The organism is Chryseobacterium sp. JAH, from assembly GCF_001507335.1.
GTDB lineage: Bacteria > Bacteroidota > Bacteroidia > Flavobacteriales > Weeksellaceae > Chryseobacterium.
Map to the genome: position 1 here is coordinate 572,857 of NZ_LMAH01000001.1, position 18,762 is coordinate 591,618.

Annotated in this window: 12 protein-coding genes; all 12 read right to left on the reverse strand. The window is 37.5% G+C overall.

What is annotated here, in order from left to right; translation table 11 throughout:
* Positions 1–298 precede the first annotated feature (298 nt).
* Positions 299–616 carry an L-rhamnose mutarotase gene (gene rhaM / locus AR685_RS02685; RefSeq protein ID WP_228376372.1) on the reverse strand — a complete coding sequence of 106 codons (318 nt, stop codon included), beginning with the start codon at positions 614–616 and terminating at the stop codon, positions 299–301.
* Positions 616–1,707 (reverse strand): L-rhamnose/proton symporter RhaT, encoded by a 1,092-nt coding sequence (gene rhaT / locus AR685_RS02690; RefSeq protein WP_047446354.1) that lies wholly within the window; start codon positions 1,705–1,707, stop codon positions 616–618. The genes rhaM and rhaT overlap by 1 nt, the downstream gene beginning before the upstream one ends.
* 255 nt (positions 1,708–1,962) lie before the next feature.
* A complete protein-coding gene (locus tag AR685_RS02695; protein WP_059123634.1) occupies positions 1,963–3,777 on the reverse strand; it encodes a hypothetical protein in 1,815 nt (604 codons plus the stop codon).
* A 30-nt stretch (positions 3,778–3,807) separates the two neighbouring features.
* A complete protein-coding gene (locus AR685_RS02700) occupies positions 3,808–4,968 on the reverse strand; it encodes a glycoside hydrolase family 88 protein (protein ID WP_059123635.1) in 1,161 nt (386 codons plus the stop codon).
* A gap of 5 nt (positions 4,969–4,973) precedes the next feature.
* Complete coding sequence (locus AR685_RS02705) at positions 4,974–5,750, reverse strand: GDSL-type esterase/lipase family protein (protein ID WP_059123636.1); 777 nt, start codon at positions 5,748–5,750, stop codon at positions 4,974–4,976.
* 260 nt (positions 5,751–6,010) lie between these two features.
* Positions 6,011–7,885 carry a rhamnogalacturonan lyase gene (locus AR685_RS02710; RefSeq protein WP_059123637.1) on the reverse strand — a complete coding sequence of 625 codons (1,875 nt, stop codon included), beginning with the start codon at positions 7,883–7,885 and terminating at the stop codon, positions 6,011–6,013.
* Between the two features lie 387 nt (positions 7,886–8,272).
* Positions 8,273–9,076: a DUF4350 domain-containing protein gene (locus AR685_RS02715; protein WP_059123638.1), complete on the reverse strand. Its 804-nt coding sequence runs from the start codon at positions 9,074–9,076 to the stop codon at positions 8,273–8,275.
* Between the two features lie 9 nt (positions 9,077–9,085).
* Entirely contained in the window at positions 9,086–11,863 is a 2,778-nt protein-coding gene (locus tag AR685_RS02720; RefSeq protein ID WP_059123639.1) for a glycosyl hydrolase, read from the reverse strand.
* 365 nt (positions 11,864–12,228) lie between these two features.
* Positions 12,229–13,551, reverse strand: coding sequence for a rhamnogalacturonan acetylesterase (locus AR685_RS02725; RefSeq protein ID WP_059123640.1), 1,323 nt, complete (start codon positions 13,549–13,551; stop codon positions 12,229–12,231).
* Position 13,552: 1 nt separating this feature from the next.
* Positions 13,553–16,408 (reverse strand): glycoside hydrolase family 2 protein, encoded by a 2,856-nt coding sequence (locus AR685_RS02730; RefSeq protein WP_059123641.1) that lies wholly within the window; start codon positions 16,406–16,408, stop codon positions 13,553–13,555.
* A complete protein-coding gene (locus AR685_RS02735; RefSeq protein WP_047446335.1) occupies positions 16,405–17,784 on the reverse strand; it encodes a glycoside hydrolase family 28 protein in 1,380 nt (459 codons plus the stop codon). Before AR685_RS02735 ends, AR685_RS02730 begins: the two co-directional genes overlap by 4 nt.
* 265 nt (positions 17,785–18,049) lie before the next feature.
* Positions 18,050–18,760, reverse strand: coding sequence for a 6-phosphogluconolactonase (gene pgl, locus AR685_RS02740; protein WP_047446333.1), 711 nt, complete (start codon positions 18,758–18,760; stop codon positions 18,050–18,052).
* Between the last annotated feature and the right edge of the window lie 2 nt (positions 18,761–18,762).

Consider the following 18,762-nt stretch of genomic DNA (forward strand, 5'->3'; position numbering starts at 1 on the left):
ATTTCTGTCTCCAAAGTACATCGTTACAAATGTTTTGGCATCCTGCCTTATCCTGCATTGCAAAATTCATAATATTTCTTAATAATTTATATATTTTTATACTAAAAACTCAAACTATTATCATTTTAATTACAATTAACGCTTAAATTATTGAAATACTTAATTGATAGGATTACCTGACATTTGTCATATTTTAACATTTTCGTTTTCAAATCTGGGCTGCAACTCAGCAAAAAAGGCAGCTAGAAAAACCAGCTGCCCTCGAAAGTTCGATTATATTTTAAAAAAATAGTATGATTTACTTTAGGTAAAACACTTCCTTCAAAGAAATGCTTACCGGTGAATTGTCTTCATTGGTTTGCATTAAATCTTTCATATAATGCCACCATTTCTGCATGATTGGCTGAAGGGGAATATTTTGATATTTAATTTCATCATGACTGTCTAAAATACCAAACAAAACACCTGTTTCTTCATCTAAAAAAATTGAATAATTGGCAACACCGGCATCTTTCAAAAGCTCTTTAATCTCAGGCCAGGTTTCCTCATGACGCCTTTTATATTCAATTTCAGAACCTTTATTCAGGAACATTTTGAAGGCCTTTCTGCTCATCATTATCTTAATGAATTTCCGTAACCTACAATCAGAATCGAGATCAGCAAAACAAACATCCCAAGTGAAATGGTAGTAATTGTTTTTTTGGAAACACCTTTCCATTCCTTGATAATAACACCCCAAAGGTTAGCTATTAAAATAATGAATGCCATGTGTAAAATCCATGAACTGGCACCGTTCCCCATTTTGCTTTCTCCCATTCCGTAGAAGAAAAACTGGAGATACCACATCGTTCCTGCCAATGCACAGAAGATGATGTTTTTTACAACAGGTACATTTTTTTTTGTATAATCGGTATACGATTTATTTTTAAACGCCAAATAAAGACAGCCGATAAGGTTAGAAGCCATACCACCCCATAGAACAACAATGTACGTTACATTATTCTGAAAAAGAAATTCTCCCTGATTTGGGTTGGCAACTTTCCAGGCTTCGTTGGCAACCATTGCCATCGGTTTTCCTGCTTCTAAACCGAAATTGAAACAAGCGCTCAAAACTCCGGAAATAATAGCTACCGTTAAACCTAATCCAAATTTATATTCAGTTTTTACCGTTACACCGTGTGGATCTGTTGTGGTTTCGTTTTGAAGTTCCTTATCCTTCATCACGCCAGCTTTTCCGCTGATGATAATTCCGATGACGCAAACGAAAAGTCCGAGCAAAACAAATTGTCCCCAAGATTCTGAAAACATTAAACCTATATTGTCTTTTCCGGCCTGCGGAGAAAATTCATAAAAAATAGACGGAACGAGTGAGCCGATGACCATCGTAAGTCCTAACATAATGCTGCTTCCCAATGCCACGCCCAAATAACGAACGCCCAAACCATACATGAAGCCGCCAATTCCCCATAAAGCACCGAATAAAAAGGTCAAACCTATTATGGATGAACTCGCATTCTGAATAATATCCCAAAATCCGGGAATGGTAAGATATGCTGCCAATGGCGGAACAATAATCCATGAGAAGACGCCACCAACTAACCAGAAAGTTTCCCATTGCCAGCCCTTTACTTTTTTGTAAGGCATATAAAAACTGCCAGAAGCAAAGCCTCCGAGAAAATGAAATAGTACTCCTAATAATGCATTCATAATTATTGTATTGGTTGAATCTGAAAATTACTGATATGACAGCAACTGCGCATCTTGTAGTGTCATGCACAACAAAACCTCAAAGATATTTGCATTTTTGCAATGTATCAAATCAATCTTTAGTATTCTCTTTTTTTCTGTAATTCGAAATGATAAAAATTGCACTGAGTTTCTATAAAACAGAAAATCAGAACTATTGCTCTGATTTTTTAAATTAAACTATTTTTTTCGCTGGTTTAATAATTAAAACGATTTCTAATAATGCGTATGATTAACAACTGTGTTTTTCAAATACGTTAAATCTTTTTTTCTGTCTTTATTGGTGTACACAGCTTTTCTACTTCCCCAAACCTTCAGACTGCCACCGCTAAGCGTTATGACTTCCTCTGCTCCTTTACCCATAAAATCGAACATATGAAAAACAGGGTCAGGGAAATAAAGTTTCCCTTTTCCATTATCTTCGATTTTAAATTTGTACCAAAAAAGCTGTTCATCTTTCCCATTCCATGCACCTTTTACAAAATCGGGATTTCCATTGATAGGATTTCCTGGCCATTTGAATAGAAAATCTCCGGACTGATTAAACCAATACAGCTGACTCGATAAATAAGGTTCACCCAATTGACGATTTCCATAGGTTCTGCCACCGACAACGACCTGCAAACCAAGATTGTTTTTTAAAAAATGACCCACCTGTATTTGTTGGCTGTGCTCTGCTACATTCTGCCAGATAATTTTACCCGTCATGCCATCATACATGAATATTCCGGCTTCGCTGTTTGCCGTAACAATGTCCAGTTTACCATCTTCATTAATGTCTGCAAATTTGTAGCTGTCAGCATGGTCGTGGTTATCGGGAATCAAATCAAACTTATTCCAGATGGTTTTTCCCTTTGAATCTAGAAGAAGAGAACCCACCAATACTTCATCGATACCATCTTTATTGAAATCAACAGGATAAATATAATGACCGAGATTGTCTTTTTTTCTTTTCTCGGTGTGTTGCCAGAATTGCTTTAAATTACTGTCATACACATTCACATTGATGTTGTTTCCCATGTCTGTAAATACGGCTAGTTCATTCGGAGTAGCATTGCTGAATTTACCCATGGCTAACCTGAAATTATTGTAAACATGTGGCAGCGGTTGTGTAGGCCATTCTGTTTTATTTTTGATTTCACCCGTTTCTCCGTCTGCAATCACCAGCCATTCTTTGCCATCCATCAGACGCCAATGTGCAATTTCGCTTTTCCCATCCTTATCAAAGTCCCAGATAACGCCTGGTGCTTCAAATTCTGAACGCTCTTTCGCATATTCTTCCGGAGCTTTCCATTGCCAAAGTTCCTTACCTTCATGATTAAAGACATGGGCAGAAAAATCTCTTTCCAATACAAGAAAATCAGTTTTACCATCACCATCTACATCACCAAACTTCACAGCATTGCATTCTGGAATTTTATACTCTTTAAGTAACTTAACATCGTCAGGCAATTGCTTAGAATAAATTTCTTTTTCCGTAAGAGAAGCATTTTTACTCAACGCCAAAACATCAAACATTGCACCTTTTGAAATACGTGTAATTTTGACATCATTAATGCCTTTTTTGAGCTTAAATACGCCTCCACCTACCCAACTCAATTCATTTTTGCCGAAGAAAACATTCGTAACCTTATCGTTGACCGCTACTTTGAAGGTGCTTTTACCATTCCCGCTACTGCGAACAAATAGATGATAATCTCCTGCTTCAGCAGCATTTATTTTTGTCATAATGTTCGTTTCCGAATTAAGGATGATTCCGGTATTATTGAATAGCCAATCCTGTTTTTGTTCGGCAGCCGTTGTCACATAATTTCCTTTTGGAATTTCATCTAAAAAATCCGAGGCAGGTATAATAAGAGTTGAAATTGCAGATTGTTGTGCTTGAAAGAAAGTACAAAAAAAAATAACTGCCGCAAGAAACATCTTTTTTAAAACGTTCGAGAAATTTTTGTCTTTCAAACAACTTCTGCCCAAAACATTTAATTTGTCTTGAGAAAAGTGAATACGCTTTAAATTTTCTTCTGTTTTCATAGGGCAGTTATATTAATGGTAGCTCTGTGCTTATTTCAATTTGTACACTTCGCTTCCTGCAAGTAACAGGCAACCTAAACCATAATCTTCAAAATCAGGTTCTTTGCTTACAGAAAGTGGCTGTCCGTCTTTCGGTTCTTTTCCTGTTCCCTGTACCCAACCTAAAAATCCGTTCGGCTGAACAGAATCTTTAGCGATTGCATTCCATGCTTTAACTAAAACAGGTAAATAGGTCTCTCTGTCAATTAAATTATTGTTAACACCATACGCCATTCCGTAAACGAAAAGAGCAGTCCCTGTCATTTCTTTTCCTCCAAAATTCGTTGGGTCATGTAAACTTACATTCCAAAAACCATCTTCTCTCTGAATCGGAAGCAATGCTGCCAACAAATCTTTGTAATCCTGCAGATATTCCTGATAATGAGGATCAGATTTCGGAGTATCTTGCAACGTTTTGGCTAGTGCAGCGACTACCCAACCGTTTCCTCTGCTCCAATAGCAATCTTCACCGTTTGGCTCTTTGTAAGGCGGAACGAAGCTTTTGTCTCTCCACCAGATTTTATCAGCCTGATTGTACAAACCATTTCCACCGTGCTTGTACTTGGTGTAGGCATACATTTCGTAGTTTTTGTCAAAATACTTTTGTTCACCTGTAATTCTGCCTAATTTCGTGAAAATCGGCATTGACATTTGAAGCGCATCAATCCACCACCAGTCATCAACTTGTGGTGTAGCAATCATACTGTCCATCGCAGCTTTCACATTTTTAATTCTTTCAGGATGTTTTCTCCCATCGATTTCGTAAAGGTCAAGATAAGTTTGTCCGCAAGCCTGATGATCGGCATTTCTAGTGTAAGTTCCACGCTGTAAATCCCAATTATGATTGTTTGCCCATGACATTGCATAATCGTAATATTCCTTTTTTGGATCTACTGAGTGTAATGCCATCAAACCTTCATAGTATACCGCTCTCGTCCAGAGATTACTGGGCCATACTTTCTTACCAACGATATCTTTTTTGGTATCAGGCCACTTGTTCATAAAGTATTGATTCGCTCTTCTGGAAACTTCCAAAACTTCTTTTTTGTTGGGAATTTCTACTTTACTTACTGAAGCATTCTGTTGTACCGAGCAGGAAGTCATTCCTCCGATAATCAGTGCAATAAAACTTGCTGTTAATAATTTTCGCATATTATTTATTTTATATAATTTCTAAGTTCACATTTCTTCAAATCCTTAATACCTTTTGCCACCAATTCTGCATTCAGAACTGCTCCTGCTTCATTGGTATGTGTGTGGTCTTTAGGAAAGAAGGCTTTTACTTTTTCGGCTCCCATTTTCTCATATTTCTCAATAACCATTGTATTTAAATCTAAAAAATAAGCGTTGGTTTGCTGAGCTACTTCTTTTGCCCAGACACCATATTGATCTTTTTCAAATTTACCTTTCTCATTAAATTTATTTCTTGGAATTGGTGAAACAATGATTGGAATTGCCCCTTTTGCTTTAGCCTCATTCGCATATTTTCTCATGTAATAACCATAGGTGTATACCGTTTCGTTCACCTTACGAATTGGGTTGTAAATATCTTTAGATTCATCTCCAACTCCTTTGATGGTACCTCTCGCTCTTAAAGTGTCGGCGAGTTCTCCTCCATCATTATGACCGAATTGTATCAAAACGTAGTCTCCTTTTTTAATGGTTTTCATAATCGAATCCCATCTTCCTTCCGTCAAAAACGTTCGGCTGCTCCTTCCGCCTTTTGCATGATTCTGAATTTCAATTTTTGTAGTATCTAAGAAATGATTCATAAAACTTCCCCATCCCCAAAGTGAGTCTGATCCTTTTCCTGAACCGTTTTGCACCGTAGAATCTCCAATAATGTAGAGTACAGGTTTATCCTGAAGTTTTTGAAAAGATGCTCCGATTAAAAGAACTAAGGCAATAATTGGAATGATGAATTTTATTTTCATGAATTTAATTTATAATTAATATTTTGATGTTTATTTTTGAACACTAAGCTCAGAAAGGTTTTTGCGACATGCTAAACTTTTCAAGGCTCACAAAACCGCTTCGCTTACATAAGACCCAAATGAAAATCTTTGATTTTCGAAACTGATGTGTTCTTTTTAAAAGTCGAATCACAAACTTCAAATTACTAATGTGTCCAAAATCTTTTGTGATTTTGACTTCGTCGAATCTTCGATTTGTGGTTAAAATCTTCCCTTTAAATCTATTTTTTCGTGGTTACAACATTCGGTTTTGGGATTTCCTTAATTGATTCATCCAAATAATAATCGGTATGCGGAGGCTGATTATACCCCACATTTTGCCATACGATACTCAAACGATACTGCGGATTATGCATCAAAGTGTACACTCTGTGTTTCGTCGGAATGGTCGTAGAAAAAATTCTCAATTCCTGATTATCTGCTGTTCTGTACATCACCTCTTCCCGCCAATCGCCGAACAAATCAGCTACCAAGGCCGGATTTTTCTTTGTCCCGTTGTTTGATTCACACTGAAAAATTTTAGCATCAAATATTAAATTAGATTTTTCTTTTTTCCAATCCCATTTTGATACGTTGGTTCCATCTAAAATTTCGCTTAAAAAATCGCCATCCCAATAAATTCCCATATTCGCTGGCGGATTTTTGTTGCTGATTTTTTTTCCTTTTGTACTGTAAACTCCTTTCAGTCCGGCTCCGGCAGCCCACGATTCCGAACCTTTATAACGAGGGTCAATATTCAACGATAATCCTCTTCCTGGCCCCTGAAATTTCCCTTGTTTGCTATAGACTGTAGACGGTAATTTCCATAAAACTTTGCCTGTTTTACCGTCCCTGAAATGCGCTCCTGCATCATCAAATCTTTCCTGAATATCAAAAATTTCCAATCCCGGATAGGATGGGTCTAAATCTCCAACGTGCAAAGCATCGCCGTGACCGAAGCCTGTACTGTTCAACACTTTGCCGTCGTCATCAACGGTCATCGCTCCGAAAACAATTTCGTCTTTTCCGTCGTTATCGACATCCGCAATGCTTAAATTATGATTTCCCTGTCCACGATATTTTTTATTTTCTTCCGAACTTTCGGTATCAAAAAGCCATCGCAAACTCAGTTTTTTATCTTTATAATCCCAGGCCGCAATAGCGGTTCTGGTGTAATAACCTCTCGACATAATCACACTCAGTGTTTTGCCGTCCAGATAAGCAACGGCTCCCAAAAATCGGTCTAGACGGTTTCCTTTTGCGTCGCCCCAGGTTTCGGTCATTTGTTCGTCGGTTGGATTTAAACTGCCGGCAAATCTGGGAACTTCATAATTAACGGTGTAAATTTCAGCTCCGGTTTGCCCATCAAAAACCGTCAGATATTCCGGTCCGGAGAGAATCATTCCGTTTTCGTTAACGTAATTTTTTGTCGGGTCACCAATAAATTTTCCTTTGCCATCTCTGCTTCCATCAGCGGTTTTCATTACAATTTCAGCCTTTCCGTCCTGGTCTAAATCGTAGACTGAAAACTGCGTGTAATGCGCTCCTTCTCTAATATTTTTACCTAGATTAATTTCCCACAAAAGCTTTCCTTCCATCTTGTAAGCCTGAATAATTGGCGGGTCGGTTTCTCCTTTTTGACTGTTATCTTTTGACCTTCCAGTTTGATGAAGGATAATTTCATATTCGCCGTCGCCATCCAAATCTGCTACTGAAGCATCGTTTGGAGTATAACCTGCTGGCGTTTTTAGAGGAATTGAAAAATACGGTTTTTGATTTGCGACATAGTTTGCAAAATCGTTGTCAACTGATTTATCCTGCGTATTTGATTTGACGAAATAGGTGTAATTTTTTGCTTTGTCTGCGGTTTTATCTAAAAAATTGGTTTCGCTTGAAATTGGTTTGTCGTTCAGCTTTTTGGTTGAATTATTTTCAGTCCGATACAAATCAAAATGGGTGTTCTGAGCTTCTGTGCCGAGCAAACGCCAACTTACAAAAACACCTGAATCTGAAGGTATGGCAACGATTCCCCGTTTCAGATATTCCATTTGTCTTTGTGCAGACAGGAGTTCTGAAAAAAGAATGGCGCCTAAAATAAATTTGAATTTTACATTCATAATTCTGATTTTATATGTTTTGGCTAATGGTTGCCGTTTTACAAAGGTTCATTTAATTGATTTCGCCCTTTCAGGGCTGGTTGAAATCTAAACTTCTAATTATCAATGGGCTTTACCAATGCTTTTGATGTTGCCCCTTCAGGGCTTAAAATTTAAAAACATTTTAAAACCGTGAATCTATCTCTTAGTTTCTATTTTTACTTTGAATCAATGAATCTCGTTTCTCGATTTCTTGCAGCCCGACTTGAGCGGAAATCCTTTTTTGCTTAGACTGCAAGTTCTATTTAAACTGAAGCGTCTTGCAAAAAAGATTGGGAGCGGAAGGCGGAAATAGCTGCCCAAATAAATGTTCTCCAACAATTTTCAACCGATTGCACTTCACAAAAATTAGTTCTTAGAAGTCTGCTTTAACAGCCATTTTACCCACTCTTCAGTTCCCTGATAATTGGTAAAATCTGAAGGTAACTTTTTGCCGTCGATGTACTCGTTGTAGCACCACGGGTCGCCCAATGCGAAAACCGTCCCTTTGCCGAATTTTGAAATGGCTCCTATGTTTTTTCCTTCTGCCGTCAAAATGGCTTTGGCAGGGAATTTCACGTCGATGGAACTGACTTCTTTCATATATAATTTCTGCTCAGAGAAAATTTCGTTTCCGGCCGGAACCATTACTTTTCCCTGCTCAAATTCTCGTTTCTGAACGCGGTTGTAGCTGTCATCGTTGAAATGAATTCCAAATTCTCCAGCCAGTTTGTTGAAATGTTCGAATTCCGAATTGCCGTTATCATTGCTCATCAATACTAAAACGCCTCCTTTTTTCACCCATTCCACCAAATTTTTGATGCTTGCAGGGTCAATCTGATTCGCCTTTCCGCCGTATGCTTCTTTGTCGATATCCGCATCGACGATGATGTAAATATTGGCGTTTTTTAAATCTTTCTTGGTCGGAGCCGTGGTCAAAGTACTGATTTCTGCACCCTGTTTTGTAAAGATTTCTCCAAGCAAAGAGAATCCGCCGTTGGAAGTGTCGTTCCACGTGTAATGCCAAGATTCGAGAACTTTGGTTTCTTTATTTTCCTTTTTTTCGTTGTTGAAAAAGTTGTCTAAAACCACTTTCGGTTTCTGCTGAGCATTGGAAAAACTGAAGGTCAGCAAAGTTCCTAATGCGAATGTTTTTATGATATTTTTAGTCATAATTAATTTTTATTTTGAATAATGAATTGGAATTAATTGAATTTCGCCGTCCAGACCGGAAGGCTGAACTTTCCAGTTGGATGCGTCAAATGGCTTATAGTTAATATTCACAAAATTGATTTCGTGGTAATTTCGCCACTGAATTTTCTTCTGATCCATATCACGGATTCTGTTCGCCATCAGGTTGCAGACTTCGATTTGGAAGGTATTTTTTCCTTTCTTTAAATATTTTCCGATGTTGATTTCAAAAGGCAAACTCCAGACAATTCCGGCATCCTGACCATTGACAATCACTCTTGCACTTTCGTAGAGTTTATCAAATTTTAAAAGATAATCATCGGCGTTTTTCTTTTTTAATTTCAAAGTCGTCGTATAAACTCCGGTTCCGGAAAAACTTTGGGTTGAAGCATCTTCTGTGAAATTGGTCCAAGGCTGAAGTTTGTCTAAAGTTCTGGTCTTCGGAAGTTCGGGACCGCCTTCTTTGAAAGTGAGTTGCCAAGGTTGATTTAGACCAATCGGCGCATCGGTTTTCTCAGAGTAATACCAATTGGGAATCGAGGTATAAATATCTTCGGTATTTTTTATAATTAAGGATTCTCCTGATTTCAACTGAACTCTCACTGAATTATTATGAGTCTGAGCAAGTCCATAATCTCCATTTTCAGGATTCATCATAGTCACTTGTTTTCCAATATTATTTAACGTAATATTTTGATTGATTTCCTTTGAAGTATGGTTGACGATGTAATAATATTTTCCGCCATCGAACTGTCTTCTGACGAATTTCAATCCAGTGTCGGTCAGTTTTTCTCTTTCAATTTTTAAATATTCCAGAGCTTTTGCTACATCAGAACTTAAAACAATTTTTCCTTTCCCGATGCTGGCCATTTTCACATTTTCGGCCTGGTTTTGAAACGGAATCTGATTCCATAAAGATTTTAACTGCGTTCTTCTTTTTTCCACTTCAAAGTTTCCGGGAATATCTTTGGGTTCGTTTTGAAAGATAATTGATGCGCCGTTTTGAGCTAAATCTATTATGCTTTTTAAAGTAGATTCCGGCAAATACGTCAGTTCAGGAATTATTAAAACCTGATAAGCCGAGCCTTCCTTCGAAAACTGAATTTTCTGATTTTGCGACGTCGATTCGCCAATCATTTTATCCGAAATCATATCGAGAGAATACCCCATTTTACTGAGCTTATTCATATTTTCATACATCGGAGTCGGCACCAACCATTTTTCAACATTATGAACTTTGAAAGTCACATCCTTCCCTTTCGGACTTGCCCATTGGTCATAAACCGGCCAGTACATTAGGATTTCATTGTCCGATTTTCCGCTTTGCAAAACAGATTGCGTGCGTTCGATATAAGAATTTAATCCTTTCAGATGTGGCCATAAACTGTTTTCAGGAACGAAATTTACCGACGCATAAAACAGCCATCCAGGAAACTTCACGTCTGCCGGAGTGTAGGTCGTACCGTGGTAAAAAACGTGATTGATTCCTGATAAAAATACCTGCTCTACTTCCGGTTTTGCCTGTGACCAAGAGGTTTTGAAATGTTCTGTCAGCCAGGTAAAAGTTTCATTGGAAGTTAATTTTTTGCCTGTCACATTTGCTGCTGAAGAAGCAAATTTCAACATATTGAAATCCGGCATATCTGATTTCTGAATATCCGCAGTATCTCTCTTCAATCCCGGAATTTCAAAAATAGAACTTCCGAATGTTTCAGATTCGGGAATATCTACTGCTGCATATAAATCCAACAAATTTCCCGGCGAACCGTGTGCTTGATTGGTATTTTTTGAGTTTTTGGAATGCGCCCAGTTGGTGAAATCTTTGGTGAAATTATTTAAAATCAATTCATTCAGAGTTTCTCTGTAATCCGATTTCACCCTTCCTGCAATTTCATTTTCTTCGTTGCTCACGAGATATTTGATGAACGGACTTAAATCATATCCTCTTCTTTTTTTGAATTCATTTAAAAAATCCGGCGTCCAGTCAGCGTTATAAACCTCATAACTGTCATTGAAAAAAGAACGAATCCCATAATTGGAATTTCCAAAAGCTTTATCAAAAGTTTTCAGATAATCCTTCGTTGCGTCCGGCGAAAAGTGGTCTAAAGTGTAACCTTCGCCACCTGGCGCCGCACGTTTTACCTTTTGTAAAGTTTTACCTACGAAAACTGCGTAAATCGTCCATTTTCCTGAACCTGGTTTCCAGTTCAAAGTTCCGTCAGCATTGATTCTATCCGTTAAAACTATTGCTTCATTTTTTTCATTGTAAGCCGTAACAATATCGAGTTTTACTGTTTTTAAAGTCTTCTGTTTCTCGTCTTTCAGAATGATCTTATCTGAAAATTTTTCACCCGATGCAATCGTGTAGGTCTGAACAATCATTTTTGTAGCCGCATCCTGTTCATCAACCTGCGGTCCGCCAATCGGCCAACCTGTTCCTACCGACATATCAACGCCCATATTCAGGCTTTTGGCTTTATTGGTCGTAAACTGAAGCATTTTCATCCACTCCGGAGAAAGGTAAGTCAGGTATTGTTTTTCAAAACCTTTTGCTCCGTAAATCGGCACGATTTCCACGCCTCCGAAACCTGCTTTATGTAACGTGGTGAGTTGTTTATCCAATCCTTTTTCGTCGACTGCATTTCCCATCCACCACCAGCGGGTCCACGGTTTTGCGGTCTCGGTGGTTTTTGGCCACGGGTTTTGTGCGGAGATATTTCCGAAGGCAAAACAGAGGAGGCTGAGACTGACTATATTTTTAATTTTCATTTTTGACTGTTTAATTTACCGCTGTTAACTTTTAAATTTAATCATAAAAGTCACAAAAGATTTTTTGGACACATTAGTTATTTTTAAGTGTGTGATTCGGCTTTTTAAAAGAACACATTAGTTTTAAAAATCAAAGATTTTTTGATACGTTTCTGATTTTGCCCTTTCAGGGCTTGTTTGCTATTTCTTTCACTTTATCATTTGGCTTCAACCAATGCTTTTGATAACGTCCTTTCAGGACTAACAATTTCATCAAAATTATTTTCTCGACCCTAAGGGGTGTGATTTTGATGAAATCTTCACAGAAATTTTGCTCCCTTTAGGGCTGGGGCAAACAAAATTTCTTTTCGAATCACTCTTAAATCCTAATTTCCATCAGGCTTTAACGATTCCATAAAAACAGATTCCGGCCAATGGAAGTCTTCAACTTTATCAGGTTTATTGGGGTTGAAATTTTTATAATTTTTTGAAATATATTTCTTTAAAGGTAAATTTTGGTCTACAATAGATTTCACGACACATTTTGCCAATTCGTAAGCGCCATAAGTGTTGAAGTGCGTATCATCCGCCAAAGCTGTCGGTTGGTTGGGATATGAATTTGCGGGATAATGCACGAATGCTTTTTTTGCTTCTTCCGGTCCCATCGCTTCGAATAAGGTTTTGCTCAATGCATTCAAATCAATTAAATCGACTTTTTCTTCCTTCGCAATTTCACGCATTGCATCAGGAAAATCATCTAACGTATTGACGATTTTATTGTTCTCGTCAAAAACTCTTCGGTTCATTGAAGTGACCAAAACTGGAATTGCTTTCAATTCTTTGGCTTTCGAAATCCATTCTTTCAATCTTTTTCTGTAACCGGATTTTTTACTGTTTCCTGCTTTCTGGTCATTGTGCCCGAACTGAATGAACAGATAATCTCCGGGCTTTATTTTATTCCAGATTTTATCTATTCGGTGACGGTCTTCGAAGGCTTTCAGGGTTTCTCCGCTTTCGGCGTAGTTGGCAATCACGACTTCATTCGGAACGAAAAAATACGGCAACATCTGTCCCCACGACGCCCAGGGTTCGTACTGCGCATCCACAACCGTGGAATCTCCGGTGATAAAAATAGTTTTCGCCGTTTTGTTGGGCTGAATGATGACCGAACAAACTTTTGGTGCTTCGTTATTGAATTCAATCGTCAGCAGATTGTCCCAATGCAGGTATTTTCGTTCTCTTGGTTTCAGTTTTATAATTCCGATTTGAGTTCCGTCCTGTTTTCTGATGATGCTGTCTTTGACGTGAACTGTGATTTGTTTTTCGACAATTTCACCTTTTTTTGTTTTAATATCATTCAGCATCAGACGGCGGTTTTCTACCCGTACGGTTGTTTCAGAACTTCCTTTAGAATCACCAAGATTTAATGTAATATTATAATTTCCTTCAGGAATCGCGACTGAAAAATAGAATGGTTTTTCACTGGTTATAAAATCTCCCGTTAAAGCATTTCCGCCATTATCAACAGATTTCAAACCTGAAATATCCATAAAACCGTAACCGATTTTCTTGTCAAATTTCGATGTTGACGTGATGGGAATAAATCCGTTTTCGGTTCTGTCTGTACCAAAATCAAACTTGAAACTCGTCTGTTGTGCGAACAAAAACGGACCTAAAAACAGCGTCAAAAATTTTATCCAGCTCTTCATCTTAATCTGTTAAAATATTTTCTTTTGGCATTGTAAACTGCTTATTTTCATCGCCCAAATCAGGCAGACCAAAATAGAAATACAAAGTTCTTTTGAATGTTCCTTTCAAATGATTCGGTTCACTTTCCGGTCCTAAAGTCGCAGTGTCATTATTAATGTTAAACGCCAAAGCAGTTCCCAACGGCGGAATCGCATCGAGGAAAGAAATATTTCCGGTAGGCAGTTTCGGGTAACCTTCAGCGCCGTAAATTCCGTAAAAATCAAAAAGTCTGACGAACATTTTTTCTTCCTTCGTTCCGACTGTTATTTTTCCTTCTGCAGTATTCAGTTGTAACCACGATACATCATCGAAATAGCCTTTAAATTCAGGATAAATCCAAGGCGAAACACCAGTTCGTGTTGAGTTTCTCAGATTTTGCCAAACATTATAAGTCTGTCCCTGAGTTCTATTTTTCCAAACGTGGTATGGACCTTTCCCGAGCCATTTTGCGCCGATGACATAATTTTCAGGATAATCAAAACTTACGCCCGCAAACTGATAATCTCCGGAATGCGAATATTCATAATTCAATTCTAAAATTCCGTTATGATTCAGTTTCCAAATTATTACTTTTCCATCTTTAAAACGAGCTTCTATTTCCGCATTTCCTTCTTCTAGAAAAGATTTAAAAGATGATAATTCCGTCTTTCCATTAACGAAAACCGGTCCGTTTCGGAAGGTCATTTTTTTTCCTTTTTTGTCTAAAATGATTGACTTTAATAATCCATCTTTTTTCCCAAATGAAAATTCTTTTTCGTCTGATTTTAAAATAAATAATGAATCATTTTCTATCACTGAAACCGAAAATTCTTTGATTAAGGATTTTGAAAACTGTTTTAAAATATCATCATTAGACTTCAATTTCCAAGTCCAAGTGTAGATTTCTTTTCCGAAAGAATCAGTCGCAGTTAACTGTAAACCTTCATTTTCTTTCCAATTGATAGGAAGATTTAATTTAATATTTCCTTTTTCTGTCGGTTGAATATTCGGAGATTCCTCTTTTCCATTTTGAACAATATCAAAACCAGATTCTGACGAAAATGGTGTTTTGAATTTAAGCAGTTTCCATTCAAACTGACATTCATTCAAATTCGTGAAATGATACCGGTTTTCAACAGGAATTGTTCCATTAAAATCATCCGGCAACGTTTTCAAATCAATTTTTACCGGACTGTAAATTTCGCGGATGGCGTAAAAACTTCCTTCTTTTTCACGATGCGGACCCACCACTCCATCAGGAGCGTTGATTGCGTTCACATCAAGTTGATTGTTAAAATCGGTTCGTACCAAACCTTCGTCCGCAAACGCCCAGAGAAAACCGCCCGCACCTTTTCTGGAATTCCAGTGAAGTTCCCAATAATCGGCCAGAGAAGTTCCGCCACCGCCGTCATCCTGCGCGTGCAGAAACTCGGTCGGCATATAAATATTTTCTCCTTCGAGAATTTTTTTGGTGCTGTAATAATCTTCGTAATGATTGCAGTCGATGCCGTTGAACGCGTTTCCAGGCTTGTGATGTGCGTGAATAACGGGACGGTTTGACAAGTCATATTTTGCATATTCCGCATCCAAATCAAAATTATGTCCGCCCTCGTTTCCATTGCTCCAGAAAATGATCGAAGGATGATTGGCATCTCTCGTCACCATTTCTCTGACGAGTTTTTTACCAACTTCGGTGCTGTATTTTTTTTGCCAGCCAGCCAATTCATCCAAAACATATAAACCTAAAGAATCGCAAATCTGGAGAAAGGATTTATTCGGTGGATAATGCGAACAGCGAACGGCATTCATATTCATTTCTTTGATGAGCTGAACGTCCATCAAATCGATGTTTTTGTTGACAGCTCTTCCTGTTTCAGGCCACCAAACGTGACGGTTGATGCCTTTCATTTTAATTTTGGTACCGTTGATGTAAATACCGTCGCCTTTGTGGATTTCAATAGTTCGGAAACCGAATTTTTCTTCGGTATTGAAGATGTTTTTTCTATTTTTATTTAAACTGAATTTCGCCGTGTACAAATTAGGAGTTTCGGCGGTCCAGAGTTTTGGATTTTTAACTGAGAATTGAATTTCTTTTAAAGTATCACCTTTTTGAACGGTCACCTGAGATTCGCCAGCGAGATTATTGTTAGCATCAAAAATTTCGACCTTTACATTGTTGACAGAATTGATTCCTTTTAAATGAATATAAGTACTGAAACTCCCGTCTGCTTTGGCATCGATGGATGTTGATGAAATATTTTCTTTGGGTGTGGATTCTAAATAAACTGGTCTGAAAATTCCGCCTAAAACCCAATAGTCCGCCAGACGTTCTGCGTTGTTGACCGATTTATCAGCCGACATTTTAGAAACCTTAACTTCAAGAATATTTTCTTTCCCGAATAGTATTTTATCGGAAATATCATATTTAAATTCGTAAAAAGCGCCCTGGTGAATTTCTCCAGCCGATTTGCCATTAATTTTCACTTCGGTGTCGGTCATCGAACCTTCGAAAACAATGTTGACCGATTTTCCTTTCCACGAATTAGGAACTGAAAATTTATGTTTGTACAGACCTACTTCATCATTGAATTTAAAATTTTTGCCGTAGGTGAAGTAATCCCGTCCGTAGTTGTATGAGCCAAATCCCTGCTGTTCCCATTGTGAAGGAACCTGTATTTTATCCCAACTTCCTGATTTTCTTCCGCCGGTTATCCAAAAATCCCATTCTTTCGTATGCTCAGAATCTGTCCCGCTCAGGAATTGGATTTCCTTAGATTGAGCATGCAGAAACTGTGAGCAAAAGCATAAAAGAACGAATATTTTGGAATAAAAACTCATTTAGCAGAGATATCGGAATCGTCTTTTTTGTCGTAAGATTGCGTGAGAGAAGCGACTTGCGTCACATTGATATTTTTTTGCTTTAAATTCTGAATGTGATTCAGGTTTTGCATTTCAGGTTTTATAGCTTTGATTTTGAAATTTTCAAATGTGAAATCTTTTAAATCAAATAAGTCAGATTTTTCAATAGAGAACGCCGTTTCACAACTGATGTCGATATTTTTTATGGTGATATTGTTAGCCAAACCTTTTCTCGGTCTTTCTTCGCCTTTCAAATCAAAAAACTGGTTCCAGCCTTTCACATATAAGAAAGTTTTTACATTTCCTGTGATGTTTTCAACCGTAAGAAATTCGTAATGCTGAGGAGTATCCGGACGCATTTTCAAATGTAACAATCTTGATGCATCATTTACTTTAGAGTTACGAAGTATCACATTATAATTGTGAATCGATTCACTTCCGCAGGTTAAAACACTGTGGCAAAATCCGAAGCTGTTGTCTTCGATAAGGATGTTTCTGTTTTCACCGTTGTTCGGGTCTTTATCGGACTTCGGACCTTTTCCACCTTTCAAAGCGATTGCGTCGTCATTGACTGACATATAACAATTTTTAATTAAGAAATTGGTACACGCATCGATGTCAACCGCATCTGTACTTGGTGCTTTTACTGGTTCTTTCGGAGCTAAAATTGTCAGATTTAACAATTTTACGAAATCACTTTTATAATAATGTGTACTCCAGAAAGGTGAATTTTTAATGGTAATACCTTCCACCTGAACATTTTTGGAGTTTGAAACGTAGATAATTCTAGGTCTCATTTCATCCATATTGGTACATTTAGGATTCCACTCGCGTCTTTTCCAGAAAGATTTCCAAAAGCGAAGTCCGTTTCCGTCCAAAGTTCCTTTACCTGAAATTGTGAACCCATCCAATCCGTCAGCATTGATTAAAGCCGGAAAATATTTTACCGTCTGACCTTCCATTCTCGTCATCACAACCGGAAAGTCATTGATATCATCACTTCCTTTTAATTTTGCTCCATTTTCCAAATGCAGATGCGTTCCCTGCTTAAAGAAAACCGAACTGATAAGGAAAGTTCCCTTCGGAACCACTACAACTCCACCACCATTTTTAGCTGCCAAATCAATGACTGCCTGTAGTTCTTTGGTCTGAAGAACCGTACTGTCGTTCTTCACGCCGTTTGCTGTAAGAATGTATTTTTTGCCTAATTTGTTGATGTCTGTCGGTTTGTTTTCTTTGAACCATTTTTCGATTTTAGTTCCATCTGGCCATTTGTCCTGACTTTTTAAACCGTTCGAACATAATGCGAGAATTAATAGAGACCCAACAAATTTGGATGTATTTTGAAATTTCATAATTTAATTTTATTGCTGTATGATCTGATTTTTCCGAATAGTTGTTTAGAAAAACAAAAATCAGTAAATAACTTTCATTCTTAAAGAAAAATTATTCTTTCATTTCATTCTCATAAAAATATACATTCTTAATGCTTACAGCATCCTGCTCTTTCATGTTGAGAATATGCCTGTAATTTAAATTTAATTTAAAAGAAACAGCACCACTAGAATTCTAATGGTGCCGTTTGCTTTATTTGGTAAGTGAATGTAAACAACCGCTTTTCTAATTCATCGCTTTTTCATCTGTCAACAGATGAAAACCTTCCTTTCTGTTAATCAACTGAAGCGGATACATTTCAGGATTATATTCTCCATTTAAAACTTCATTCAACGCGTGCTTTTTTGATTCGCCAAAGGTGACCAGCAGAATATTTTCTGCTTTATTAATAATGGGTGCCGTCAAAGTAATTCTATACATCTCTTGAGGCTTTAAATAGTAAGCATCTACCCATTTTTCAGTTTCATTCAAAATACTCTCTCCCGGAAATAACGAAGCGGTGTGACCGTCATCACCCATTCCTAAAAGAATAAAATCGAAAACACCTTCATCTCCAAGAACATTTTTGATTTCCTGCTCATATTCTTTAGCATACTTTTCAGGCTCAGTTCCGTCTTTGTACATTGGAAAAATGTGATCTTTACTGACAGGAACCTGATCCAAAAGCGTTTCGAAAGTCATTTTCGCATTGCTTTTTTCGTCATGTAAAGGAACCCAACGCTCATCAACCCAGAAAAAGTATACTTTATTCCATTCAATTTTTTCTGCGTATTTCTGAGTTGCCAGCAATTTGAAAATAGCCTTTGGAGATGAACCTCCACTTAACGCCACCGTAAAACGATCATGTTTTTCTATTGATTTTTTAGACAATTCAACAAAACTATCCGCTGCTTTTTTATATAAAGTATCTAAATCTTCAAATACAGTAGTATTCATTT